General features: G+C 75.6%; 23 protein-coding genes. 11 read left to right on the forward strand and 12 right to left on the reverse strand.

The genetic code is table 11. The features are described from left to right. Positions 1 to 179: 179 nt before the first annotated feature. Positions 180 to 590, reverse strand: a complete 411-nt coding sequence (locus tag AC3EVP_RS21600; protein ID WP_435131927.1) for a winged helix-turn-helix transcriptional regulator — start codon at positions 588 to 590, stop codon at positions 180 to 182. 158 nt (positions 591 to 748) lie between these two features. Between AC3EVP_RS21600 and AC3EVP_RS21605 the strand changes: the two genes are divergently transcribed. Next, positions 749 to 1,393: an FMN-dependent NADH-azoreductase gene (locus AC3EVP_RS21605; RefSeq protein WP_435131929.1), complete on the forward strand. Its 645-nt coding sequence runs from the start codon at positions 749 to 751 to the stop codon at positions 1,391 to 1,393. Positions 1,394 to 1,444: 51 nt separating this feature from the next. Here the strand turns inward: AC3EVP_RS21605 and AC3EVP_RS21610 are convergent, their stop codons facing one another. The 4 genes from AC3EVP_RS21610 to AC3EVP_RS21625 all read right to left on the reverse strand — a co-directional run bounded on the left by AC3EVP_RS21610 (position 1,445) and on the right by AC3EVP_RS21625 (position 6,879). Beyond that, entirely contained in the window at positions 1,445 to 2,809 is a 1,365-nt protein-coding gene (locus AC3EVP_RS21610; RefSeq protein WP_435132013.1) for an AAA domain-containing protein, read from the reverse strand. Between the two features lie 14 nt (positions 2,810 to 2,823). Next, positions 2,824 to 4,488 carry a hypothetical protein gene (locus AC3EVP_RS21615; RefSeq protein WP_435131931.1) on the reverse strand — a complete coding sequence of 555 codons (1,665 nt, stop codon included), beginning with the start codon at positions 4,486 to 4,488 and terminating at the stop codon, positions 2,824 to 2,826. Next, positions 4,485 to 5,789 carry a hypothetical protein gene (locus AC3EVP_RS21620; RefSeq protein ID WP_435131933.1) on the reverse strand — a complete coding sequence of 435 codons (1,305 nt, stop codon included), beginning with the start codon at positions 5,787 to 5,789 and terminating at the stop codon, positions 4,485 to 4,487. Before AC3EVP_RS21620 ends, AC3EVP_RS21615 begins: the two co-directional genes overlap by 4 nt. A gap of 70 nt (positions 5,790 to 5,859) precedes the next feature. Next, positions 5,860 to 6,879 (reverse strand): phosphatase PAP2 family protein, encoded by a 1,020-nt coding sequence (locus AC3EVP_RS21625; protein WP_435131935.1) that lies wholly within the window; start codon positions 6,877 to 6,879, stop codon positions 5,860 to 5,862. 237 nt (positions 6,880 to 7,116) lie between these two features. Here AC3EVP_RS21625 and AC3EVP_RS21630 point away from each other — a divergent pair, with 237 nt between their 5' ends. The 9 genes from AC3EVP_RS21630 (at position 7,117) to AC3EVP_RS21670 (ending at position 15,321) form a co-directional block, all read left to right on the forward strand. Further along, positions 7,117 to 7,806: a TetR/AcrR family transcriptional regulator gene (locus AC3EVP_RS21630; protein ID WP_335977849.1), complete on the forward strand. Its 690-nt coding sequence runs from the start codon at positions 7,117 to 7,119 to the stop codon at positions 7,804 to 7,806. Between the two features lie 120 nt (positions 7,807 to 7,926). Beyond that, positions 7,927 to 8,517 carry a histidine phosphatase family protein gene (locus AC3EVP_RS21635; protein ID WP_335978080.1) on the forward strand — a complete coding sequence of 197 codons (591 nt, stop codon included), beginning with the start codon at positions 7,927 to 7,929 and terminating at the stop codon, positions 8,515 to 8,517. Positions 8,518 to 8,734: 217 nt separating this feature from the next. Next, complete coding sequence (locus AC3EVP_RS21640) at positions 8,735 to 9,118, forward strand: hypothetical protein (RefSeq protein ID WP_435131938.1); 384 nt, start codon at positions 8,735 to 8,737, stop codon at positions 9,116 to 9,118. Between the two features lie 66 nt (positions 9,119 to 9,184). Then, on the forward strand, positions 9,185 to 10,039 hold the full coding sequence (locus tag AC3EVP_RS21645; protein WP_435131940.1) for a spermidine synthase: 855 nt from the start codon (positions 9,185 to 9,187) through the stop codon (positions 10,037 to 10,039). Positions 10,040 to 10,067: 28 nt separating this feature from the next. Continuing rightward, a complete protein-coding gene (locus tag AC3EVP_RS21650) occupies positions 10,068 to 10,589 on the forward strand; it encodes a hypothetical protein (protein WP_335977854.1) in 522 nt (173 codons plus the stop codon). A gap of 168 nt (positions 10,590 to 10,757) precedes the next feature. Then, on the forward strand, positions 10,758 to 11,450 hold the full coding sequence (locus tag AC3EVP_RS21655; RefSeq protein ID WP_435131942.1) for a response regulator transcription factor: 693 nt from the start codon (positions 10,758 to 10,760) through the stop codon (positions 11,448 to 11,450). 25 nt (positions 11,451 to 11,475) lie between these two features. After that, entirely contained in the window at positions 11,476 to 12,819 is a 1,344-nt protein-coding gene (locus tag AC3EVP_RS21660) for a sensor histidine kinase (protein WP_335977858.1), read from the forward strand. A gap of 207 nt (positions 12,820 to 13,026) precedes the next feature. Beyond that, positions 13,027 to 14,130 carry a right-handed parallel beta-helix repeat-containing protein gene (locus tag AC3EVP_RS21665; RefSeq protein ID WP_435131945.1) on the forward strand — a complete coding sequence of 368 codons (1,104 nt, stop codon included), beginning with the start codon at positions 13,027 to 13,029 and terminating at the stop codon, positions 14,128 to 14,130. A gap of 72 nt (positions 14,131 to 14,202) precedes the next feature. Continuing rightward, positions 14,203 to 15,321: a methyltransferase gene (locus AC3EVP_RS21670; RefSeq protein ID WP_435131947.1), complete on the forward strand. Its 1,119-nt coding sequence runs from the start codon at positions 14,203 to 14,205 to the stop codon at positions 15,319 to 15,321. 90 nt (positions 15,322 to 15,411) lie between these two features. Here AC3EVP_RS21670 and AC3EVP_RS21675 read toward each other — a convergent pair whose 3' ends face one another. The 7 genes from AC3EVP_RS21675 to AC3EVP_RS21705 all read right to left on the reverse strand — a co-directional run bounded on the left by AC3EVP_RS21675 (position 15,412) and on the right by AC3EVP_RS21705 (position 21,148). Then, the gene (locus AC3EVP_RS21675) at positions 15,412 to 15,738 is read right to left on the reverse strand and encodes a TcmI family type II polyketide cyclase (protein WP_335977862.1); all 327 of its coding nucleotides are present in this window, start codon (positions 15,736 to 15,738) and stop codon (positions 15,412 to 15,414) included. Positions 15,739 to 15,743: 5 nt separating this feature from the next. Beyond that, on the reverse strand, positions 15,744 to 16,250 hold the full coding sequence (locus AC3EVP_RS21680; RefSeq protein ID WP_335977864.1) for an SRPBCC family protein: 507 nt from the start codon (positions 16,248 to 16,250) through the stop codon (positions 15,744 to 15,746). 101 nt (positions 16,251 to 16,351) lie between these two features. Further along, a complete protein-coding gene (locus AC3EVP_RS21685; RefSeq protein WP_335977866.1) occupies positions 16,352 to 16,651 on the reverse strand; it encodes an acyl carrier protein in 300 nt (99 codons plus the stop codon). A 55-nt stretch (positions 16,652 to 16,706) separates the two neighbouring features. Continuing rightward, positions 16,707 to 17,975, reverse strand: a complete 1,269-nt coding sequence (locus tag AC3EVP_RS21690; protein ID WP_435131952.1) for a beta-ketoacyl synthase N-terminal-like domain-containing protein — start codon at positions 17,973 to 17,975, stop codon at positions 16,707 to 16,709. After that, positions 17,972 to 19,276 carry a beta-ketoacyl-[acyl-carrier-protein] synthase family protein gene (locus AC3EVP_RS21695; RefSeq protein WP_435131955.1) on the reverse strand — a complete coding sequence of 435 codons (1,305 nt, stop codon included), beginning with the start codon at positions 19,274 to 19,276 and terminating at the stop codon, positions 17,972 to 17,974. Before AC3EVP_RS21695 ends, AC3EVP_RS21690 begins: the two co-directional genes overlap by 4 nt. Beyond that, complete coding sequence (locus tag AC3EVP_RS21700) at positions 19,273 to 19,755, reverse strand: cupin domain-containing protein (protein ID WP_435131958.1); 483 nt, start codon at positions 19,753 to 19,755, stop codon at positions 19,273 to 19,275. Before AC3EVP_RS21700 ends, AC3EVP_RS21695 begins: the two co-directional genes overlap by 4 nt. Positions 19,756 to 19,909: 154 nt before the next feature. Then, a complete protein-coding gene (locus AC3EVP_RS21705; RefSeq protein WP_435131961.1) occupies positions 19,910 to 21,148 on the reverse strand; it encodes a SchA/CurD-like domain-containing protein in 1,239 nt (412 codons plus the stop codon). 396 nt (positions 21,149 to 21,544) lie between these two features. Here AC3EVP_RS21705 and AC3EVP_RS21710 point away from each other — a divergent pair, with 396 nt between their 5' ends. Beyond that, positions 21,545 to 23,281 carry an FAD-dependent oxidoreductase gene (locus AC3EVP_RS21710; RefSeq protein WP_435131964.1) on the forward strand — a complete coding sequence of 579 codons (1,737 nt, stop codon included), beginning with the start codon at positions 21,545 to 21,547 and terminating at the stop codon, positions 23,279 to 23,281. The last annotated feature ends 62 nt before the right edge of the window (positions 23,282 to 23,343 follow it).

A 23,343-nucleotide genomic window follows, 5' to 3' on the forward strand; every position in this document is an offset into this window, starting at 1 on the left:
CCCCGCCCGCTGCATCTAACGTTCCGAGCGACTTCATGAGCCCTCTCCTTTGCTTCGGTACGCGCCGCGTACCCCTTCGCGCGGCTTTGTGAGCGTAATGCCGTGCCTCCGGGCCGGGGCCGGAAAGGCCGTTGCTCAAGGGCGCGGGCAAGCGGGCGCCGCGTTCGGGTCGGGCGGGGTCAGGGCGTGGCGGGGGTGCGGGCGCGGTGGGCGCGGATCTCGTCGTGGTGGTCGGAGACCCAGGCGATCAGCGAGGTGACGATCGCGTGGACGCTGCGGCTGAGCGGGGTCAGGGCGTACTCGACGCGCGGCGGCACCTCGGCGTACGCGGTTCTCGACACCAGCCCGTCCTCCACCAGTTGGCGCAGGGTGAGGGTGAGCATGCGCTGGGAGATGCCGGGGACCTCGCGTTGCAGGTCGGTGTAGCGCAGCGGGCCGGCCTCCAGGACGGCGATCACCAGCATGCTCCACTTGTCCCCGATCCGGTCCAGCAACTGCCGGATGAAGACCATCTGTTCGGCCGGGATGCCGGCGCACGGCCCCCGGCCTGCGACGCCACCCGTCTGGGCGCTGACCTCCATGGCGCACATTCCTCTCCGGTACGGACACCGGTGTTCCTTTTGTACGGCCTCCCATACTGGTCCACCATGGCGTTACGCACAAGTTGTAGGAATTGGTTGGCGCCGCGCTCGTCGGCGGCCCATCCCGCCGTGTCCGCACGGCTTCCACCCACCTGAGAGGCCCCGCCATGTCCTATCTGCTGCACATCGACGCCTCGTCCCTGGGCGCCGGCTCCGTATCCCGCCAGGTCGCCGGGTCCTTCCGCGACGCGTGGCGGGGCGAGGTGGTGCACCGCGACCTCGCCCTCGCGCCGGTGCCCCACATCACCGCGGAGGGCATCTCCGCCCGCACGACCGACCCCGCGCGGTACACCCCGGAAGAGGCGGCGGCCGCCCGGCTCCAGGACGAGCTGATCGAGGAGTTCCTCGGAGCCGGCGCTTACTTGTTCACGGTGCCCCTGTACAACCTGTCGATGCCGTCGGTGTTCAAGGCGTGGCTGGACCAGATCATGGTCGTCGGCCGGACCCTGGGCTTCACCGGCACCGCGCCTTCCGCGGGGCGCCCGGCCGTCGTGATCTCCGCCCGCGGCGGCGGTTACAGCCCCGGCACCCCCAACGAGGGCCGCGACCACCTGCTGCCCACGCTGGAGACCATCCTGGGGTGGTCCCACACCCTCGGGCTCACCGTGACCTCGGTGACCCCCGAGCTGACCATGGCGCCCGACGTGCCGGCGATGTCCGACCTCGTCCCGCTCCACCGGGCGTCCTTGGCCCGCGCCCACGAAGAGGCCCGCCGGCTGGCCGTGACGATCGGACGCCGGCCCGCCGCCTGACCGTGTCCGCCGCGCACGCCGTGGCCGCCGGTCCGCGGCCGCTCCGCGCCTTTACGGCTGCCAGGCGGTGCGGTGTTCGGCGAGGTGCGCGAGCACGGCGTGGTTGGCCTCCCAGCCGTCGGGGAACTTGACGGTGACGCCGAGGCGGACCGGCTCGGAGGACGGGTGTTCGTCGAGGAGGTCGGCGACCCCGGCGCGGCAGACGACGATGCAGGCGTGCCGGTGCCGGGAGGCGAGCACGCAAAGGCGCCCGGTCTCCAGGTGGAACGCGGTGGCGTCGGGGCGGCCGGACAGCGGGTGGAGCACCACGGTGACGTCGAACTCCCGCCCCTGGAGCCGGTTCGCGGTGTCCACGGCGACCCCGGCCACCCCGAGCGAGGCGAGCGCGGCGCGCACCGCTGCGGCCTGGTCGCGGTGCGCGGTGCCGACCGCGATCCGCTCGGCCGTCAGCGGCTTGGGGTCGGGGTCGGGCGCGGAGTGGGTGAGCCCGCCGCGGTCGAGCAGGCGCCGTACGACCAGGGCGACGGCCCGGACCGCCTCCGGGTCGGTGCGCGGGGTGTGCCGGGCGGGCAGCTCCAGCAGGCCCCAGCCGCTCACCGCCGCCTCGTCCAGGACGCGGTCCAGGCCCCCGCCGTCGCCGCGGACGCCGAACCCGAGCCGCCGGTCGCCCGGTCCGGTGCCGCTGCGGAACGGCGTGTACGGGTAGAACGCCCGCGACACCAGCGGCGCGGCGGACGCGGGCAGCCGCCAGGACACTGGCAACCGGTGCTGCGGCAGGCCCGGGTTGTGCGCGAGCAGCGTCACCACCGCGCTCGCCGAGGGGTCCCAGCTCAGCCCCGCCCACTGCTCCGCGCCCACCACGCTGAACGGGTCGAGCTGGCCGGGGTCGCCGACGAACAGCGCGCGTTCGAAGAGCCCGGCGACCTGGAGCAGCGCGTCCGAGCGCATCTGGTACGCCTCGTCCACGATGGCGTGCCGCCAGGGCTCGACGTCCTTGACGTACGCCCACTTCGCCGCGGTCGCGATCACCACCGCCCGGTCCCGCAGCTCCGCCACGGACGTGGACTTCGCGAGCGAGGGGTGGCGGTCGAGCGCGGGGTCCGGCGGCGAGTCGGTGCCGTGCAGCCGCCCGACCGGCAGGTCCGGGTCGGCGGTGGCCAGCCGGTCGGCGAGGTCGTCGACCTGCGCGTTGGTCTGCGCGACGATCATCAGCGACTCGCCGGCCGCGGCCAGTTCGCGGGCCGCGCGCACCACGAGCGTGGACTTGCCCGCGCCCGGGGGCGAGTCCACGACCACGCCGCGCTCGGTGCCGTACAGGGTGCTCGCCAGGATCGCGGCGGTCGCCTCGGCGGCGGCCCGGCCCGGATCGAACGGCTCGGCCTCGCCGCCCGGGGCAGCAGCCCCGGCGCCTGGCACGGGCACGGGCTCGGTCACAGGAAGTCCTCCGCGGTCACGGGGTCGGGGGCGGTCGGGGCGGGGTCGGCGCCGGGCGGCCCGCCGTGGGTCCACGGGGTCAGCTCGGCGTCGGGCAAGGCGGGGCCGCTGCGCGGGTCGTGCTCGAACAGCGTGAAGGTGACGGTGTCGCCGGGTGCCGGGACCGAGCCCTCCCGCGGGGTGCGGCCGCTTCCCATGCCCCCGGTCAGCTTCACCCGCACGCACCACCGGGAGCCGGAGCCGTTGCCGCTGCCGGGCTCGGAGCCGCAGCCCGCCTCGTCACTGGACCCGGAACCGTTGCCGGCCCTGGCCTCATTGCCGGACCCGCCCTCGGAACCGCCGCCGGTCTCGCGCACCTCCACCAGCTCCACCACCTCCACCAGCTCCGCCGTCTGCGCCGACTTCGCGTCCGCCAGTGCCCGGTACGCCTTCGCGCCCGGCTCGGCCTGCGGCAGGTCCCCGGTGGTGAGGGTGAGCACCGGCCGGGGCATCGGGCGGCGGCCCTCGGACATGGTCATCTCGACCTCGACCACGGTCCCGGTGAACGCCTCCCCGGACAGCCGCCGCGCCGCCATGGCCAGCGGGTCGTCCAGCGCCTCCTGGGCGGAGAGCCGGGCCTGCGCGGTCTCCCGCCCGGCCAGCTTCTGCGCGGCGGTGATCGCGTCGTCGCGCTTGGGCTGGGGCGGCTCGCCCGCGCGGACCCGGTCGCGGTGCCCGGTGAAGGACCAGCGGTCCCGCTTCCACCGCTCCTCGACGTGGGCGGCCTCGGGCAGCGACCGCAGCAGGTCCAGGCCGCGCCACATGTCGTCCCAGGTGGGCCGCAGCTGGGAGGCGACCAGGTCCCTGATCGCCGTCTCCGCGGCCGCGCGCTCGGCGGCGCCGCGGGCCTTGTCGTACCGGGCCTGGGCCGGGGCGAGGACGCGGTTGTCGAAGACCGGGTCGGTGGCCGGGCCGGCCGGCGGGCTGAGCAGCAGGCCGTCGCGGGCCCGGCCGGTCTGGGCGCGGGCGGCGGCGGTGGGCCCGTCGGAGCCGGGCGGCGGGTCGATCCAGCCGAGCAGCGCGCCGAGGTGCTGGTCCTCCATGGCGCTCTGGCCGGTGGCCCAGTGCCGGGTGAGCAGGTCGGTCATGGCGAGCAGCAGCCCGCTGCCCGGGGTGCGGGAGCGTTCCGCGTAGTGCGTGAGCCAGCGGCCGAGCAGCGGCACCGGCACCGGCACCGGGTGCGGGGCGTCCGGGTCCTCGACGGTGCGCAGGAAGCGGGTGGAGCGGCCGACCAGCCGGACGTACTCCACGGCGGCGCTGTTGGGCACCACCATCTGGAGGGCGTCGGCGCACAGCTCGGTCTCCTCGCGGGTGCGGGTGGCCGGCTCGATCTCGACCTCGTCGGTGTACTGCTCCAGCGCGCGCAGCAGGGCCGCGGCGAGCCCGGCGAAGAAACCGAACCGCAGTTCGCGGTCGAGGGGTTGGGGCACCACCAGCAGTTCGGGGGCGTCCCGGTCGGTGCCGATCATCGCGCCCAGCGGCGCGCCCGCCTCGCCCGCGGTGGTGAGCGGCACCAGCACCAGCGGCCGGTCGGCGAGGTGGCAGTGGCGTACGGTCGCGGCCGGGACCGCCCGGCGGGCGGCGACCGCCTCGGCGCGGGCGAGGGTGTGCAGCACGCTCACGCCGGGCCTCCGGCCGTACGGGTCGGGGCGCCGGTGCCGGTGCCGGTACGGGTAGGGCCGCCGGTACGGTCGCGCGCCGGCTCGTCGGAGTCCGGCCGGGCGTCCCGCAGATCCCCTGTCTCCGGGGCGGGCGGCCGCGCGGGAGTCGGGACGGCGGGAACGGGAGCGGTAGCGGGAGTGGGAACGGGGGCACCGTCCGCCGCCGAAGGCGCGTCGGCCCCCGCGGCCAGCGCCTCCGCGCGCAGCGCCGCGGCCCGGCGCAGCGCCGAGACCGCCGGGTCCCGCGGGTCGCCCGCGCGGCCGTGCGCGGCGGCGAGCACCGCCTCCACCGTGGTCAGGTCGCCGAGCTCGCCGCGCAGCGACCGGCCCAGCGCCTCGACCCGGCCCGCCGCCCGGGAGCGGTCGCGGCAGTGGAAGGCCAGCTCGCAGGTGGACAGGCACTCCGGGGCGTACGCGGCCGGGACGAGCTCCACGGCGGCGGCCAGCTCGGCCCGCGGCCGGGTCGGGGTGCGGCCGTCGGGGGTGTACGCCAGGTCGAAAGTGGTGTCCTCGGGCAGCAGGCCGGCGATGTCCGAGATCCGGGTCAGCCGGGTGAGCTGGCGGCGGGTGACGGCGAGCTGTTTGCGGATGTCGACCCGGTCGGCGGTGGGCAGGTTGGAGAAGTCCTTCGGGCAGACCAGCAGGATGTCGGCGCGGGTGCGGCCGGCGGCCACCGCGTCGAGCGCCAGGACGTAGACCGCGGACTGCCGGGCGGCGGCGCCGACCTTCATCGCGTCGGCGCCGCCGTCCAGGATCGGGAAGGACTTGATCTCGACGACGGTCCAGCTGCCGTCGGGCGCGACCGCCACCGCGTCGGGTTCGAGGTGGACCGTGGAGCCGGCGACGTCCAGCGCGAGCAGCGGGTGGTCGAGCAGGGTCCAGGCGCCGGGGGCGGCCTCGGCCAGCGCCATCCGGGTCCTCGCCACCCGGCCCTCGGGCCCGGGCGCGGCCAGGTCGGGCAGGGCCGCGCGGCCCTCGGCGCCGAGCAGCCGCAGCAGTTCGGCGCAGCCGTCGGCCTTGACCCGCGCCTCGAAGGCGTGGCCGCGGGAGAAGGCGAACCGGGACTGGCCGAACCGGGCGGGGGAGCCGAGCGCTTCGGCGACGGCGCCCTTGTCCACCCCGGCGGCGTCCATCACCGCGCGGCGCTTGCAGCCGGGGTTGGCGGCGAGTGCGGCCAGCGCCCGCGCGTCCATCGGGCGGGGAGTGGTGCCGGGGCCGCGCAGGACGGCCAGCCGCTCCCGCAGGGAGTGCGTAGTGCTCACCCGGGAGAGTGTGTCATCCGCCACGGACAACGGCCCCGAGGGCGCCCCGGCAACCGGTCGGGACCCGCGGTCAGTTGTGGCCGGCGGGTTCGCCGGTCCGGTCGTCCTCGCCGGTCAGCTCGCCGCTGGCCTGCTCGGTCCCGCCGGCGGCGGCCGGAAGCTGGCGCGGCACGGACGGCTTGGCCGCCGGGGTCCGCCCGGCTCCCGGAGCCGGGGCGCCGCCGTGTGCGGCGGGGGCGGGGGCGGGGGCCGCCGGGGCCGAAGCGGCCGAAGCGGCCGTGGAGACTGAAGCGGCCGGGGCGGCGGCGGACCGGGTGAGGCCGATCCGCGCGTGCAGCCCGTCCACCATCCGCAGCGCCGGCCGGGCCAGCAGGAAGCCGACGCCCATCACCGCGACGCCCGCGGCGGCGTCCATCAGGTAGTGGTTGGCGGTGCCCATCACCACGAGCGCGGTCATCAGCGGGTAGAGCACGCCGAGGGTGCGCACCGTCCAGTGCCGCCCGTAGCGGAAGAGCATGATCCCGCACCACAGCGACCAGCCGACGTGCAGGCTCGGCATCGCCGCGTACTGGTTGGTGAGGTCGCCCATGCCGCGCGGCGCGCTCGCCTCGCCGCCCCACCAGCCGTAGGAGCCGTACTGGGCCATGGTGTCGATGAAGCCGTGGTGGCCGGTGAGCAGCCGCGGCGGGGCCGTGGGCAGCAGGGTGAAGCCGATCAGCCCGATCAGGGTGGACAGCATCAGCCAGGTGCGGGCCATCCGGTAGTGGGTGGGCCGGCGGCGCCACAGCCAGACCAGGACCGTGGGGGTCACGATGTAGTGCAGCGACGCGTACATGAAGTCGGCCGGCACACCGAGGAAGGCGTGGTCGGTGAAGAGCCGGTTGAACCAGTGCTCCGGGTCGAGGTGGACGATCTGCTCGAAGTGCAGGATGTCCGCGCCGTGCTGCACCGCGCTGCTCACGTCACCGCGGACCAGCAGCCGCGCCCCGGAGTAGAGCGCGTAGACCACGGCGATGAGCGGCAGTTCGGTCCACCAGCGCAGCCGGCCGCGGTAGGCAGCGGCGCGCGGCGCAGCGGCAGTGATCGTCATCCGGACGTCTCTCCAGGTTCTCCGTTGGCCGCGGGTCCGGCGGTCTGGTCGGTGGCGTACGCTCAACCGTACGCCGTACGGTAAGTGCGGCGCACATCGCCCCCGAAGTTTCGCAGATACCCCGAGTTCGTACGGTGTTCAGCCCGGACATGCCGGGTGGGCACGCTCCGAAGGACGCCCGGTTACCGCTCCCGGGTTGCCGCACGAGGTACGAAGGAGACGAGAACAGAGATCCCGATGTCGGTGTCCCCGTCGGCCCGGCCGCTGCGCACCCCACGGCGCCGCGCCCCCCGCAACACGCTCAACCCGGATCGTATCCTCGATGCGGCGATCGCTCTGCTCGATCGCGACGGCGCCGAGGCTTTCACCATGCGTGCACTCGCCGAACAGCTGGGTGTCGCCCCGATGGCGATCTACTCGCACTTCCGCGGCAAGGACGAGATCAGCGACGCCGTCGCCCAGCGCCTGCTGGACACCGTGGAGCTGCCGGGCACCTGCGGCGCGCACCCGGACCGCGAGCTGCGCGAGGTCTGCCTCGGGGTCTACCGGCTCTTCACCGACCACCCCTCCGCGCTGCAACTGCTCACCACCCGCCCCACCCGCGGCGACGACGCGCTCGCGGTCATCGACCGGATGCTGGCGCTGCTGCGGGCGTGCGGGCTGTCCGGGCAGGACGCGGTCCGCGCGCACGTGGCGCTCATGCAGTACACCGTGGGCTCGGCGGTGTGGAGCATCCGCCGCACCCGCGCGAAGTGCGAGGAGGGGGCGCGGGAGCGGGCCCGGACCAAGCTGGACGCGCTCCAGCCCGAGCGCTACCCGGCGCTGGTCGCCCTCGTCCCCGAGCTGCTGTGCGCGCAGGACGACGCTGGGGGCCAGTACGAATGGGGCCTGGACCGGCTGCTGGGCGGGCTGCTCGCCGAGCGCTGAGCGGCCGGCGCGCAGGTGCCGGGCAGCCGGTGCTCAGGGCGGTGAAGGGCGCCCGCGGGCGGTGGGTGATGATGGAGGCGTTTTCGGCCGGTCCGCGAAAGGTCCTTCGGTATGGCAGTGGTGGCGCCGCGTGTCCTCCTGGTCCGGCACGGGCAGACGGAGTGGTCCCGCACCGGGCGGCACACCGGCCGTACCGACATCCCGCTGACCGACGAGGGACGGCGTACGGCGCGGCTGCTCGGCGAGCGGCTGGCCCGCGCCCCCTGGTACGGCCTGCCCGACGCCGAGGTGCGCACCTCGCCGCTGGTCCGCGCCTCCGCCACCGCGGAACTCGCCGGCTTCGGCCGGGCCAAGGAGTGGGACCCGCTCGTCGAGTGGGACTACGGCCGGTACGAGGGCCTGACGCCCGCGCAGCTCCAGGAGCGGCGGCCCGGCTTCCACATATGGCGGGACGGCGTGCCCGGCGGCGAGACGCTGGCGGCGGTCGCCGAGCGCGCCGACGAGGTGATCGGGTGGGCCCGGTCCGCGCCGCGCGACGTGGTGGTCTTCGCGCACGGCCACTTCCTGCGGGTGCTGGGCGCGCGCTGGCTCGGCCTCGACCCCGCCTTCGCGGCGGCGCTGCGCCTGGAGCCGGCGTCGCTGTCGGTGCTGGGGTGGGCGTACGGCGCGCCGGCGCTGGAGCGCTGGAACGACACCGCGCACCTGGAGTAGGGCCGGAATCCGGACTTCCGCACCTCCCGGAGTACGCCGGCCGGTGCGCCCGGGCGCACTCCCACCGCCCCCGCCACCCCTCCTTCACCCCCGAACAGGGGGTTCACGCCGTGATTCGCCAGGGAACGCCACCCCTGGCGCGGGCCCCGGACGGGTACGGACGCCGTTGTACGAAGTGGGAGCCGATCACCTCGGCCCCCTTCGGAGGGAGGTTGCCGTGGAGAAGAGAAATGCTGCGGGCCACAGCCCGGAAGTGGTCGTGCCGGCGGCGCGGGACGTGGTGACCGTGCCGTTCCGGCAGGGCCTGGAGGCCGTGGACCTGCTCCGGCTGAGCACCGGGGTGGGACCGGTCTTCCACGACCACGCGGCGGACAGCCTGGCGTTCCTGGTGCCACTGGGCACCGCGGACGGCTGGGACCTGCCCGGCAGCCAGTGCCACCGCAGGGGCGGCGGTTCCACGCCCTGCGGCGGCGGCTGGCTGGTCCCGCCGCGGACCGACGGGGCGGTGACGGACCCGGCGCAGCTGCGGCAGGCGCTGGGCGCGGCCGCGCGGACCATCGAGCTGGTCGACGGGTTCGCCCAGCCGCCGGCGGTGTCCTGATCAGCCGCGCGCAGGCGCGGGCGCCGGGGTGCGGGGGCACCGGCGCCGCCGGTCGATAATCGGACCATGGCACGTCAACGGCACAGCACCGCCGCTTCCCGCACCGTCCCCGTGGGCGGCGGCCTCGCCGAGCTGCGCCCGGACCGCGAACGGCCGCAGTCCTGGACCCTCCTGGTGGGCGGCGCCCCCCAGTCCCACGTCGACCTCGCCGACCCGGCCCGCCTCGACTTCGCCTACCAGCGCCGGCTGGGCCATGTCGTCGACCTCGCCGCCCCGCCCGGCCGCCCGCTGCGGGTGGTCCACCTCGGCGGCGGCGCCCTCACCCTCGCGCGCTACACCGCGCACACCCGGCCGCGCTCCACCCAGCAGGTCGTCGAGATCGACACCGCCCTGACCGAACTGGTCCGCACCGAACTGCCCTGGGACCGCACCTGGCGGATCAAGGTCCGCGGCGCCGATGCCCGCGAGGGCCTGGCGAAGGTCCCCGACGGCTGGGCCGACCTCGTCATCGCCGACGTCTTCGCCGCCGCCCGCACCCCCGCGCACCTGACCAGCGCCGAGTTCCTCGCCGACGTACGCCGTGCCCTCGACCCGGCCGGCATCTACGCCGCCAACCTCACCGACGGCGGCCCGCTCGCCTTCGTCCGCGGCCAGGTCGCCACCGCCCGGGCCGCCTTCACCGACACCGCCCTCGCCGCCGACCCCGCGGTACTGCGCGGCCGCCGCTTCGGCAACCTCCTGCTCGTCGCCGCCGCCCGCCCGCTCCCGCTTGCCGAACTCACCCGCCGCATCGCCACCGACCCGCACCCCGGCCGGCTCGAACACGGCCCCGCGCTCGCCGACTTCACCGCCGGCGCCCCCGTCGTCACCGACGCCACCGCCGACTCCTCCCCGCCCCCGCCCGCACACGTCTTCGACTGATCCGCCCCCGCAGGGCAGGATGGGGGCCGTGCGCAGGGCGGTGCTCCACCTCGGTGTCTGGGCAGTGGCGACCAGCATGGCGGTGGCCGTGTCCTGGTTCGGCGTGCGCTCCGTGCTGCGCAGCACCGCCTACGGTCCGCCGCGCGCGCTGCCCCTGCAACCCGCCGCCACCGGCTCGCCCCCGGGCATCTCCACCGCCGTCCACCGCCCCAAACCCTCCACCGCGCCCCCCACTTCCCCCACCACCCGCCCCCGCCCCACCCCCACCCGCTCCTCCACCCCGACCCCGACCCCCACGCCCACCCCCACCAACCCCGGCACCGTCCACAGCTACACCCTCTCCGGCGGCCAGGTCGTCCTCTCCCTCACCACCACCTCCGCCTCCCTCGTCTCCGCCACCCCCAACCCCACCTGGACCATGCAGCTCTGGACCGACCAACCCGGCTGGCTCCGCGTCACCTTCACCTCCGCCTCCGGCACCACCGCCGCCACCCTCCTCGCCACCTGGAACGCCCACCCCCCAACGGTCCAAACCTACGAGGACCACTAACGGCACTGCACCCGGAAGTGCCGAGCAATTCATAAGCCCGCGCGGCGTTTGAGCGCAGACAAGCGAAGGCCCCGCACAACCTCCAAGCCCGCGCGGCGATTGAGCGCAGACCGGCCCACCCGGGCACACCACACACGGCTCCACCCGCGGAGCGATTAGGTTCGGGTCATGCCAACAGTCCTCGTCGTCGAAGACGACCACTTCGTGCGGTCAGCCCTCATCCGGCACCTCGCCGACGCCGGGCACACCGTACGCAGCGTCGGCACCGCGCTGGAAGCGCTCCGCGAGGTCGCCCAGTTCGGCTTCGACGTGGTGATCCTGGACCTGGGCCTGCCGGACCTGGACGGCTCCGAGGCGCTGAAGATGCTGCGCGGCCTGAGCGACGTCCCCGTGATCGTGGCGACCGCGCGCGACGACGAGACCGAGATCGTCCGGCTGCTGAACGCGGGCGCGGACGACTACCTGGTCAAGCCGTTCTCCGTCGAGCACCTGTCGGCGCGGCTGGCCGCGGTACTGCGCCGGGCCCGCGGCGGCGGCACCGGCGCGCCGCCCGCGGACGAACGCATCCGCGTCGGCGGTCTGGAGATCGACGCCCGCCGCCGCCTCGCCCTCCTCGACGGCCACCAACTCGACCTGACCCGACGGGAGTTCGACCTGCTCGCCTTCCTCGCCGCCCGCCCGGGCGTGGTGGTGCCGCGCCGCGAACTGCTCGCCGAGGTCTGGCGCCAGTCCTACGGCGACGACCAGACCATCGACGTGCACCTGTCGTGGCTGCGCCGCAAACTCGGCGAGACCGCCGCCCGCCCCCGCTACCTGCACACGCTGCGCGGTGTCGGGGTCAAGCTGGAGCCCCCGGCGTGAGCGGCGCGCGGACGGCGGCCCGCCGATGAGATGGGCGCTGATACGGGTCTCGCTCGCCGTCACCGCGATGGTGGTGCTCGCCTTCGCGGTGCCGCTCGGCCTCGTGGTGAGGGAACTCGCCCGGGACCGCGCGCTGACCAACGCCGAACGCCAGGCCGCCGCGGTGGCCCCCGCGCTGGCCATCACCACCGACCGCGCCGAACTCGCCCGGGCCGTGGCCACCGCCCAGGCCGGCGGCGAGAACCGGATCGCGCTGCGCATTCCGGCCACCGCGCACACCGCGGCGGTGGACCTCGGCCGGCACCGAGCCTCGCGCGCCGCGCTGGCCGAGGCGTCGGCGCACGGCGCCGCCGCGACCGTACGGGTGCCCGGCGGGTACGCCCTGCTGCGGCCGACCGCGGTCTCCACCGGCACCATCGCGGTGGTCGAGGTGTTCGTGCCCGAGGCCGACGTCACCCGGGGCGTGGCCACCGCGTGGCTGGTGCTCGCGGGTGTCGGGGCGGTCCTGGTCGCGGGGTCCGCGGTGGTCGCCGACCGGCTCGGCAGCCGCACGATCCGGCCCGCGGTGCGGCTGGCCGGCGCCGCCCGCCGGCTCGGCGAGGGCGACCTCGCGGTGCGGGTGCCGGAGGCCGGCCCGGACGAACTGCGGGCCGCGGCAGCCGCGTTCAACGCGATGGCCGACCAGGTCGTCCAACTCCTGGCCAACGAACGGGAACTCGCCGCCGACCTGTCGCACCGGCTGCGCACCCCGCTGACCGTGCTGCGGCTCAACACCGCCTCGCTGGGCGGCACTCCGGCCGCCGAGCACACCCGCGCGGCCGTCGCCCAACTCGAACGCGAGGTGGACCAGATCATCCGGGCCGCCCGCGGCCAGCGCACCGCACCCGCGGTGCCCGCCGGGTGCGACGCGGCCGAGGTGGTGCGCGAGCGGATGGCGTTCTGGTCGGCGCTCGCGGAGGACGAGAACCGCGAGGTGCGCACCGCGGGCGCCGACCGCCCGGTACGGGTGCCGGTCGCCCGCGCCGACCTCGCCGCCGCGCTCGACGCGATGCTCGGCAACGTCTTCCGGCACACCCCGGAGGGCACCGCCTTCGCCGTCGACGTCCACGAGTTCGACGGCGCCGTGATCCTGCTGGTCTCCGACGCCGGGCCGGGCGTCGCCGACCCCGACGCCGCGCTGCGCCGCGGCCACGGCGCGGGCGGGCCCGGCTCCACCGGCCTCGGCCTGGACATCGTGCGCCGCGTGGCGGAGTCCACCGGCGGGGACCTGGCCGTCGGCCGCAGCGTGCTCGGCGGCACCGAGGTCCGTATCCGCCTGGCCCGCACCCTGCCCGCCCCGGCGCCGCGCCCCACCCACCGCCGTACCTGAGCACCGCGCCACCGACCGCCGTACTTGAGCACCGCGCCACCCACCGCCGTACCACCGTCGCCGTACGCCCGGCTTGGCGCGTCACCCCAGTGACGCCCCGTGAGTGGCGGGGCGCCTGGGCCGTCCCTAGCGTCGAAACGGCGGCCCGAGCCGCCGTTTTTCACGTCCATGCCCCCGGTGGGGGGCCGTAGGGAAGCGGGTCGGGCGATGGTGAAGCGTGTGATCGCGGGAGCGACGGTGACGGCCGCGGCGGTGGCCGCGATGGGCGCCGCGGGTGCGCCCGCGCGGGCGGCGGCGGTGCGGGTGGTGCACCCGGGGGAGTCCATCCAGGCGGCGGTGGACGCGGCCGCGCCGGGCGACACCGTGCTGGTGCTGCCGGGCACCTACCGCGGCAGCGTGCGGATCGGCACGCCGGACCTGACGCTGCGCGGCACCGGCGCGGGCAGCACCGTCCTGGCCCCGCCCACCGCGGGCACCGACCCGCACAGCGCGGCCGGCGCCGACCAGCCGGCGACCGCGGGCGCCCAGACGGGCGCCGCCGCGTGCGCCGCGGCCGGCGACGGCCTGTGCGTCACCGGCGCGTCCGGTGTGCGGGTGGAGTCCCTGGCGGTCACCGGTTTCGCCAAGTACGGCCTGTGGGCCACCGCCGCCGACCGCCTCACCGTCGACCACGTCCGGGCCGACCGCAACGGCCAGTACGGCATCGGCCAGGAGAAGTCGGTCCGCTCGCGCTTCACCGGCAACGAGGCGAGCGGCAACGGCGAGGCCGGCCTGTTCGTGGCGAACACCGTCTCCGAGGAGGGCGGCGCCACCGACACCCAGGGCACCGAGATCCGCGGCAACCGCCTCACCGGCAACCACATGGGCCTGGTCGTCCGCCGGCTGCGCGACGTCACCGTGGACGGCAACACCATGAACGGCAACTGCGCGGGCGTCTTCCTCGTCGGCGACGAGAACACCCCGCGCGCGGGCGAGATGACGCTCACCGGCAACACCGTGGACGCGAACAACGCCTACTGCCCGGCCACTGCCCGCCTGCCCTACGTCCAGGGCGCGGGCGTGGTGCTGACCGGCGTGGAGAACACGGTGCTCGACGGCAACGAGATCAACGGCAACGTCGGCGACTCGCCGCTGTCCGGGGGCGTCGTGCTCTTCCCGAGCTTCACCGGCAAACCCGACTCCGGCAACACGGTGCGGAACAACACGGTGCTGCGCAACGGCCCCGCCGACCTCGCCGACCGCGACCACGGCACCGGCAACACCTTCACCGCGAACACCTGCCAGGTCTCCCTGCCCGCCGGCCGCTGCTGACGGCACCCGCCGCACACCGGCGCTCCCCCCACCGCGCCCCACCGCCATGACGCCATGAGAAAGGGCGGCACCATGACGACCACACCGGACACCGAGGCCCAACCCCCCCTGAACACCACCCCGTTCGGAAACGACACCCAAGCCGACACCGCGACCGGCCCCGGCAAGGACGACGGCACCGACGACGGCGCCGCGGCGATGCGGCTGCGCGAGATCGTCTTCGGCGCCGCCTGCGCCGCCTCCGTACGCGCCGCCGCCCGCCTGGGACTTCCCGACGCGCTCGGCGAAATCCCCGCCACCGCCGAGGAGTTGGCCGAGCGCCTCGACGTGGCACCCGAACCGCTGCGCCGGCTGCTGCGCGCCCTCGCCTGCTACGGGGTCTTCGCCGAAGCCGCCGACGGCCGCTTCACGCACACCGGCATGTCCCGGCTGCTGCGCGAGGACACCCCCGGCAGCCTGCACCACATCGCGCTGTGGTGCACCGAGCCCTGGACCTGGGACGCCTGGCCGCGGCTGGACGATGCCGTCCGCTCCGGCCGGGACGTCTTCGCCGACCTGTACGGCAAGAGCTTCTTCGAGTACCTGCACACCGACGCCGCTGACTCCGCCCGTGTCTTCGACCGCGCGATGACCTCCTCCAGCCGCCAGGCGGCGCGCGACCTGGCCGCGTACGTGGACCTGACCGGGGTCCGCTCTGTCGTCGATATCGGCGGCGGCCAGGGGCTGGCGCTCGCCGGGCTGCTGGAGAAGGCGCCCGGGCTGCACGGCACCCTGCTGGACCTGCCCGACGTCGTCGCCCACGCCGACCCGCGGCTGCGGGAAGGCGGCGCGCTCGCCGACCGGGTGCGGCTGGTCCCCGGCGACTGCCGCACCGCGATCCCGGTCCGCGCCGACCTGTACGTCCTGAAGAACATCCTCGAGTGGGACGACGCCAGCACCCGCGCCACCCTGCGCAACGTCATCGCCGCCGCCGAACCCGGCGCCCGGGTGCTGGTGATCGAGAACCTCGTCGACGACAGCCCCTCCATGCGCTTCACCACCGCGATGGACCTGCTCCTGCTGCTCAACGTCGGCGGCGCCAAGCACACCCGGGCGAGCATGACCGCCCTGATGGAGGAGGCGGGGCTGCCGGTCGAGGCCGTCCGCCCGATCAACCCCCACCTGCACGCCTTCGAGTCGCGGGTGCCCTGACCCCAGGACGTCCCCTTCACCGCGAAGCGGGTGGCCCCGTACCTTCCGGGACCACCCGCTTTCGCGGTGCCGTCACTGCCCGCCGAGCGCCTACGCGCGGTCCCAGCGGTAGAACTCCTGGGCCATCGCGTCCTTGGGCTCGCGCCAGGTCACCGGGTCGTACGCCGAGACGTACGGCGCGAGGGCCTCGCTGATGCGGCGGAACTCCGGGTGCCGCGCGTGCTGGGCGACCTCCGGCCCCGGCGGCCGCTCGGCCTCGATCAGGTGCAGGTAGAGGTCGTCGTGGAAGCGGAACAGGCTGCGCCCGGTCACCCCGATCAGCCCGGGCAGCTCACCCCGGTCGGACGCGGCGAACTCCTCGGCGACGGCGGCCGCGGCGTCCGGCTTCATCCGGGCCACGATCAGGCTGCGGTGCATCGCCCTCACGCCCTTTCCGCGGTGCGCGGCGGCATCGCGGTCAGCCCGCGTTCGGCGGCCCGCTTCTCGACGCGCTCGCGGATGCGCTCCATCTGGATCACGGAGTTGCGGTTGATCCGGTCGGTCATCTCCGCGTCGTCGACCGGCGCGGTCGGCTTCATCGCGAAGTCCTGCACCCACCGCATCGAGGTGCCGCCGGGCACCTCGGCGTACTCCCAGCGGATGTCCATGTGCGCGAACGGGCCGGTCTCCACCCGCCGGGCGCGCACCGTCAGGTTGCGGCGGTCCATCACCCGCTCGGAGACCCAGCTCCACACGGTGCCGTTCTCGTCGGGGTGCATGGTGAGCCGGAAGGTGACCCGGTCGCCGTCGCGCTCCATGACCTCCACCGCGGCGTACTCGCTGAACAGCTGCGGCCAGCTCTCCAGGTCGTTGGTGAGCTCCCAGGTGAGGTCCACCGGGGCGGCGATGGTGATGGAGTTCTCGGTGTGGCCTGCGGTCGGTGCTGCCATGAGCTGCGCTCCTTGTCTGGTGCGTGCGTGCGTGCGTGCGTACGGCGCGGGCGCCAGTGTTCCGGTGCGGCGCCCGCGTGCGGTGCGGCGGACGGGTGCGGTCAGGCCGCGGCCGCCTTCAGCTGGGAGTTGACGGTGGCCAGGAACACGTGCGGGGTCTTGCACGTCTCGGCGTCGTCGCCGATCCGGCGCCCGTAGCGCTTCTCCAGCTCGGCGACGATGCCGAGCAGCCCGAGGGAGTCGAGGTTGAACTCCTCGAACGTCGTGGCCGGGTCGGCCGCCAGCTGGTGCGGCTCGACCGCGAGCCCGGCCCGGTTTCTCATCAGATCGGCCAGCTCGTCGAAGGTGACGGGGCCGTCCGCGGTCGTCTTCCGCCGCGGGTCCGTCTGCTGCTCGTCCATGGGGGTGCTCCTTCGGTGGGGGGATTCTGTGGGGATCGGGTTCAGGGGATCGGGTTCAGTGGGGGGAGCGGGCCGGATCGGGCGCGCGCAGCACCATCGCCGCGTTGCACCCCATCAGCCCGCGGCTGAGCACCAGGGCGGTGCGCAGCGGGATGACACGTGCCTCGCCGGTGACCACGTCGAGGTCGTGCCGCACCTCGGCCACGTTCGGGGTGGGGGGCACCACGCCGTGTTCGAGGGCGAGTACCGCCGCCGCGGCGTCCAGTGCCGAGGCGGCGGAGTAGGCGCGGCCGAAGCCGGTCTTGGGGGCGGTGACGGGCACGGTCGCCGCGCGCGGCCCGAGCGCGTCGGCGATGGCCAGCGCCTCGGCCTGGTCGGCCGCGGGCACGCCCAGCGCGTCGGCGAAGACCACGTCCACGTCCGCGGGGGCGCAGCCGGCCGCCGCGAGGGCGCCGCGGGCGGCGCGGGCCAGCCCCTCCCGGGAGTCCCGCCAGGAGCGGGTGCCGGTGAAGGTCGCCGCGTGCCCGGCGACCACCGCCCGCACCCGCGCCCCGCGCCGCCGGGCCGCCGCCTCCTCCTCGACCACGAACATCGCGCCGCCCTCGGCGGGGGAGTAGCCGCGGGCGTCGTCGGTGAACGGCAGGTAGGCGCGGCGCGGGTCGCCGGCCAGGCTCAGCTCGCCGTAGCCGAGCTGGCACACCACGGAGTACGGCGCGAGCGGCGCCTCGGTGGCGCCGGTGACCATCGCGTCGGTGCCGCGCCGGATGGTCCGGGCCGCGTGCGCGAAGGCGTCCAGGCCGCCCGCCTCGTCGTCGGCGAGCACCCCGCACGGCCCGCGGAACCCGCCGCGGATCGAGATCTGGCCGGTGCTGGCCGCGTAGAACCAGGCGATGGACTGGTAGGGGCCGACGAACTGCGGTCCGCTGCCCCACAGTTGCTGCAACTCGCGTTGGCCGAACTCGCCGCCGCCGGAGCCGGCCGCGGTGACCACGCCGATCGCGTACGGGTCGTCCGGGTCGGCCGCCAGGTGCGCGTCGGCCAGGGCGAGTTCGGCGGCGGCCATGGCCAGGTGGCTGAACCGGTCGGTCTGCACGAGGAAGCGCTCCTCGACCAGCCCGCCCGGGTCGAAGCCGTCCGGGCCGCCCTGGACCTGCCCGGCGACCTTCAGCGGCAGCTGCTCGCAGCCCTCCCGGCGGACCGGGCCGAGCACCGAGGTGCCCTGCTGGACCGCCTTCCAGAACGCCTCGCTGCCGACGCCGTTCGGCGCGACCACGCCGAGCCCGGTGACCACCGCGGTCCGCTCTGCGCTGCCGGACCCGCTCATGACGCACTCCTCTCGGCGTGGGCGAGGACCACCGCGGACTGGAAGCCGCCGAAACCGCTGCCGACCGACAGCACCGACCTCAGCCGGACCTGCCGCGCGGTACACGGCACGTAGTCGAGGTCGCACTCCGGGTCGGGGGTCTCGTAGTTGGCGGTCGGCGGCACCACGTCGTGCTGCAACGCCAGTGCGCACGCGGCGAGTTCGATCGCGCCGATGGCGCCGAGCGAGTGCCCGACCATGGACTTGATCGAGCTCATCGGCACCGTGCGGGCGTGCTCGCCCAGCGAGCGCTTGACCGCGGCGGTCTCGTGCCGGTCGTTCTGCTTGGTGCCGGAGCCGTGCGCGTTGACGTAGTCCACCGCGGTGCGGTCGATCCGCGCGTCGGCCAGGGCCCGGTCGATGGCATGGGACATCTCCCGGCCCTCGGTGGTCAGCCCGGTCATGTGGTAGGCGTTGCCGAACGTCGCGAAGCCGCGCAGCTCGCACAGCACCCGGGCGCCGCGCGCCCGCGCGTGCTCCCACTCCTCCAGCACCAGCACCGCCGAGCCCTCGCCGAGCACGAAGCCGTCCCGGTCGGCGTCGAACGGGCGGGAGGCGTGCGCCGGGTCGTCGTTGCGGGTCGAGGTGGCCTTGATCGCGTCGAAGCAGGCCACCGTGATGGGCGAGATCGGCGAGTCCGCCGCCCCGGCCACCACCACGTCGGCGCGGCCCTCCTGCACGGCGTGGAAGGCGTGGCCGACCGCGTCCAGGCCGGAGGTGCAGCCGGTGGACACGGTGTGCACCGGGCCGTGCGCGCCGATGTCCTCGGCCACTTCCGAGGCGAGCGCGCTGGGCTGGAACGCCCGGTGCAGGTGCGCGCCGGCCTCCTCCGGGGAGACGTCCCAACGGCTGCCGGACGCACTGACCTTGACGTAGTCGCGCTCCAGCCGGGTGGTGCCGCCGACCGCGGAGCCCAGGCACACCCCGACCCGCCACGCGTCCTGCGCGGCCAGGTCGAGCCCGCTGTCGCCGATCGCCTCGCGCGCCGCGACCAGCGCGAACTGGGCGTAGCGGTCGGCGCGTTCGGCCTGCGCGGCACTGAGACCTGCGGCGCGCGGGTCGAAGTCGCACTCGGCGGCGATCCGGGACCGGAAGCCGGCCGGGTCGAAGAGGCTGATGCCGCGGGTGGCCGTCCGGCCGGCGGTCAGCAGGTCCCAGAAGGCCGGTACGCCGATCCCGCCGGGGGCGACCACCCCGACGCCGGTGATGGCGACCCGCCGGCTCCCGTCCGGGCCGGGGCCTGGCCCGCCGGGGCGCTTCACGCCTGTGCCTTCGCCGGGTCGGGAGGCGCGAGGTCGACCTCTCCGGCCACCTCCGCCGCCGGCTCGCGGCCGGTCTGCCCGGTGGACCCGTTCTCCTCGCCCTCCTCGGTGTCCACGTGGCCCAGCTCCGGGCGCGGCGCGAGCGGGCCGAGGTGGAAGACCATCCGGGCCTCGGTGTCGCCCACGTTGCGGAAGCGGTGCCGCATGTCGATCGGGATGAGCAGGCCCTGCTCCGGCCGCAGCGGGTGGCTCACGCCGTCCAGGTCCACTTCCAGCTGCCCGCTGAGCACGTAGACGAACTCCTCGGAGTACGGGTGGAAGTGCTCGCCGATCCGCTCGCCGGGCTGCATGATCGCCACGCCCATGAAGCCGCTGGTCGCGCCGCAGGAGGTGGGCGTGATCAGGGCCCGCAGGTCGCCGCCGCGCCGGCGGTTGGGGCTGGTGTCGTCCAGGTGCACGATGCGCACGTCGTTCGTCATGGCGGCTCCTCGATGTCCTTCGAAATCGCCCGGCCCTTCCTGGGGCCGGGGCTGTGGCTGGGGGGTGGTGCCGCACGCACTGCACGCGCTTCGCCTGCTCCGCGTGCTTCGGGTGCTGCGGTGCGCGGGGACCCGCGGGTCCCCGCGGCCGGTGTCAGTGCGAGGTCCGGTCCGTGACCGGCGTCATCGGGTGGCCGCCGAGGCCGAGCCCGGTGGGGTCGGCCGGGCCGCCCGGCACGAGCAGCTCGCGCAGCACAGCGGCGGGGTCGCCGTCGGCGGCGGGTGCGGCCGGGCCGTCGGAGGGCAGCCCGCGCACGTCGACCACCCGCACCACGGTGTCCTCGCGCCGGAAGACCGTGGCCGCGGCCAGCGGGTGCGCCGGGTCTGCGGCGGCCTCGGCGTCGAGGGCGCCCAGCAGCCGGGCGGCGTCGGCGCCGCGGCCGGGCCGCACGGGGTACAGGAACGCAAGGCGGGTCAGCGGCCCGCCCCCCTCGCTGATCTCACCGGTCTCGCCGCTGCCGGCACCGGACGCGAGGGCCGGGTCCGTCTCGTGGCAGGCGGCCGGCAGGGCCGCCCGGGCGAAGAAGGCGCGCGCCGACGCGGGCGAGGTGAGGTCGCGCTCCTCCTCCAGGTAGGGGTTGATCGCCTGCTCCACGGCCCGGATCTCCGGCTGCGCGGCCACGTGCCGCAGCGCGTTGCCGAGGTCGCCGGCCACCTCGACCGCGCGTACCACCCGGTTGCCGTACATGAACAGCGAGGTGCGCAACAGCCGCGTGGTGTCGTCCACTTGGGGCTGCGGGGCGCGGTAGTCCGCCAGCAGCTTCGCCACCTCGGCCTCGCTGCCCGGCTTCACCGTGAAGGTGATCGCGTGCCGCACCACCCCGTTCGAGCACAGCGGCGGCGCGGGCAGCGGGTCGATCTCGTCGGCCGGCCTGCCCGAGCCCGTGTACGAGCGGGCGGCCGAACCGGCGGCCGAGCCGGTGACGGGGACGGCGCCCGGACCGGCGGACGCGGCGCCGCGCGGCTGTGCGGCACCCTGCTCCGGGGTCTCCCGGGCGACCAGGAACCGCAGGGACGTGGTGTCCCGCACGCACCCGTGCAGCGGCTCGACCATCGTGCGGTGCGCGGCGCTCTCCACCCACTCCAGGAACGGCTCGCTGCCCTCCCACTCGCTGGTGATCAGCCACTGCGAGGAGTTGCCGAGCGACTGGCACAGCTGGTCGCTGATGTGGCCGGGCACGGCCGCCACTTGGTGCCGTATCTGCTCGTACGCCGCCAGGAAGTTCTGCTGCCTGCCGTCGAGCACGTCCAGCAGCAGTACGACGCGCAGCCGGGCGGTGGGCGGGGCGGCGGCGGAGGGGGGCGGGGCGAGCCGGTCGTCCAGAGTCGTCACGGGAGTTCGTTCCTCTCGGGTGGGGCGGGTGCGCACGGCGGTGGGCCGGGCCCGGGCGGGGCGGCGGTGCCGGTGCCTCGGGGGGCGGTGGTGCCGTCGGATGTGCTGTTGGCGGGGCGCGGCCGAGGGCGCTGGGCGCGGTGGGCCGCCGCGGGCGGTGGTGCCTGCCGCATATGCGTTCTGCCGTATGCGCGGGGCCGGGCCGCCTGGTTCCGATGCTCACGCCCGGGCGGGAATCGTGCGCGGCACGTGAGGCGGCAGAGTGAAGCACGGCCCGGCCCGGCCCGCGGAGCGCCCCGGCAGGGAAGGGAACCACCGGGAAGCATCCCCTGGCCGCGGGCCCGGCCCCGCCGCCGCGTGCGCCCCCACCCCACCCCCCCACTCCGGGAGACCCCCATGACGAACGCCCCGCACCCCGCGCCGCCACCCGGCCGCGACGGGCACACCGACGACCGCGTGCCCGTCCTGATCGCGGGCGGCTCCCTCGTCGGCCTGTCCGCGTCGCTCTTCCTCGGCCGCCTGGGCGTGCCGCACCTGCTCGTCGAACGGCATGCCCGCACCTCGCACCACCCGCGCGGCCGGGGCAACAATGTCCGCACCATGGAGCTGCTGCGCGCCGCGGGCGTCGAGGACCGGGTGCGCGCGGCCGCGTCCGTGCTCGCCGACAACCACGGCATCCTCCAGGCGGACACCCTCACCGGCGCCGAGCAGGAGTGGCTGTTCCGCACGATCGACCCCGGCGGCGCGCTGTCCCGGATCAGCCCGAGCGGCTGGTGCCTGTGCAGCCAGAACGACCTGGAGCCCGTACTGCTCGCCGCCGCCCGCGAGTTGGGCGGCGACATCCGCTTCGGCACCGAGCTGGTGTCCTTCGCGCAGGACGCCGACGGCGTCACCGCCGAGATCACCGACCGCGCCTCCGGCACCTCGCGCACCGTCCGCGCGGACTACCTGATCGCCGCGGACGGGCCGCGCAGCCCGGTCCGCGAGCGCCTCGGCATCCAGATGACCGGGCCGGGCGACCTCTTCCACAACGTCAGCATCACCTTCCGCGCCAAGCGGCTGGCCGACGCGGTCGGCGACCGCCGCTTCATCGTCTGCTACCTCACCAACCCCGACAGCCCCGGTGCGCTGCTGCCCGTCGACAACGCCCAGGACTGGGTCTTCCACGCGCCCTGGCGGCCCGACGACGGCGAGACCCTCGACGACTTCACCGACGAGCGCTGCGCGCACCTCATCCGCACCGCCGTCGGCGTGCCCGACCTGGAGGTCGAGATCACCGGGAAGGCACCCTGGCACGCCGCCGAACGCGTCGCCGAGCGGTACGGGCACGGCCGGGTGCTGCTCGCCGGGGACTCCGCGCACGAGATGTCGCCGACCGGCGCGTTCGGCTCCAACACCGGTATCCAGGACGCCCACAACCTCGCCTGGAAGCTCGCCGCGGTGCTCGCCGGGTGGGCCGGGCCGGGCCTGGTGGACAGCTACGACGCCGAGCGGCGCCCGGTCGCGCTGGCCACCGCCGCCCGCGCGTCGGCCCGCTCCGCCGAGCACAGCCACCCCGGGTACGACGCCGCGCCGGTCGCCGGCGGGCCGCGGTCCGGGATGATGCCGGCGGTGCTCGGCTACCGCTACCCGGGCGGCGCGGTGCTCGGCGCCGACCCCGGACAGCCCGCCGTACCGGACGAGTTCAGCCCCCGCGCGGTGCCCGGCGGCCGCGCACCCCACGTGTGGGTGCGGTGCGGCGGCGAGCGGATCTCCACGCTCGACCTCTACGAGCGCACGCCGGTGCTGCTCACCGGCCCGGCGGGCGGCGCCTGGTACGACGCGGCGCGGCTGGCCGCCGAAAGGATCGGGGTGCCGCTGGCCTGCTACCGGCTCGGCCGCGAACTGAAGGTCCTGCCCCCGGCGGAACAGGCGGACTCGGCGGGACAGGCGGAACGGGCGGACTCGGCGCGACCCGGGCCCGGGGGTCCGGCGCGACCCGCGCCCGACTTCTGCGGGCTGCACGGCATCGGGGAGGAGGGCGCGGTGCTGGTCCGCCCGGACGGCTTCGTCGCCTGGCGCTCCGAGGGCCCCCGCCCCGACCCCGAGTCCGTGCTGCGCACCGCCCTGACGGAGGCGTTCCGCCGCGCCTGACCTCGTGACGGCTGCCCCGTCCGCCGGCGGGCGGTCCCCGGACCGGTCGGACGGGGCAGCCA

Source organism: Actinacidiphila sp. bgisy144, assembly GCF_057708105.1.

Bases quoted from the DNA above. Each gene is read 5' to 3' on its own strand.
- AC3EVP_RS21600 (WP_435131927.1), bottom strand. From the start codon at position 590: ATGTGCGCCATGGAGGTCAGCGCCCAGACGGGTGGCGTCGCAGGCCGG.
- AC3EVP_RS21605 (WP_435131929.1), top strand. From the start codon at position 749: ATGTCCTATCTGCTGCACATCGACGCCTCGTCCCTGGGCGCCGGCTCC.
- AC3EVP_RS21625 (WP_435131935.1), bottom strand. From the start codon at position 6,879: ATGACGATCACTGCCGCTGCGCCGCGCGCCGCTGCCTACCGCGGCCGG.
- AC3EVP_RS21630 (WP_335977849.1), top strand. From the start codon at position 7,117: ATGTCGGTGTCCCCGTCGGCCCGGCCGCTGCGCACCCCACGGCGCCGC.
- AC3EVP_RS21645 (WP_435131940.1), top strand. From the start codon at position 9,185: ATGGCACGTCAACGGCACAGCACCGCCGCTTCCCGCACCGTCCCCGTG.
- AC3EVP_RS21655 (WP_435131942.1), top strand. From the start codon at position 10,758: ATGCCAACAGTCCTCGTCGTCGAAGACGACCACTTCGTGCGGTCAGCC.
- AC3EVP_RS21660 (WP_335977858.1), top strand. From the start codon at position 11,476: ATGAGATGGGCGCTGATACGGGTCTCGCTCGCCGTCACCGCGATGGTG.
- AC3EVP_RS21665 (WP_435131945.1), top strand. From the start codon at position 13,027: ATGGTGAAGCGTGTGATCGCGGGAGCGACGGTGACGGCCGCGGCGGTG.
- AC3EVP_RS21670 (WP_435131947.1), top strand. From the start codon at position 14,203: ATGACGACCACACCGGACACCGAGGCCCAACCCCCCCTGAACACCACC.
- AC3EVP_RS21675 (WP_335977862.1), bottom strand. From the start codon at position 15,738: ATGCACCGCAGCCTGATCGTGGCCCGGATGAAGCCGGACGCCGCGGCC.
- AC3EVP_RS21680 (WP_335977864.1), bottom strand. From the start codon at position 16,250: ATGGCAGCACCGACCGCAGGCCACACCGAGAACTCCATCACCATCGCC.
- AC3EVP_RS21685 (WP_335977866.1), bottom strand. From the start codon at position 16,651: ATGGACGAGCAGCAGACGGACCCGCGGCGGAAGACGACCGCGGACGGC.
- AC3EVP_RS21690 (WP_435131952.1), bottom strand. From the start codon at position 17,975: ATGAGCGGGTCCGGCAGCGCAGAGCGGACCGCGGTGGTCACCGGGCTC.
- AC3EVP_RS21700 (WP_435131958.1), bottom strand. From the start codon at position 19,755: ATGACGAACGACGTGCGCATCGTGCACCTGGACGACACCAGCCCCAAC.
- AC3EVP_RS21710 (WP_435131964.1), top strand. From the start codon at position 21,545: ATGACGAACGCCCCGCACCCCGCGCCGCCACCCGGCCGCGACGGGCAC.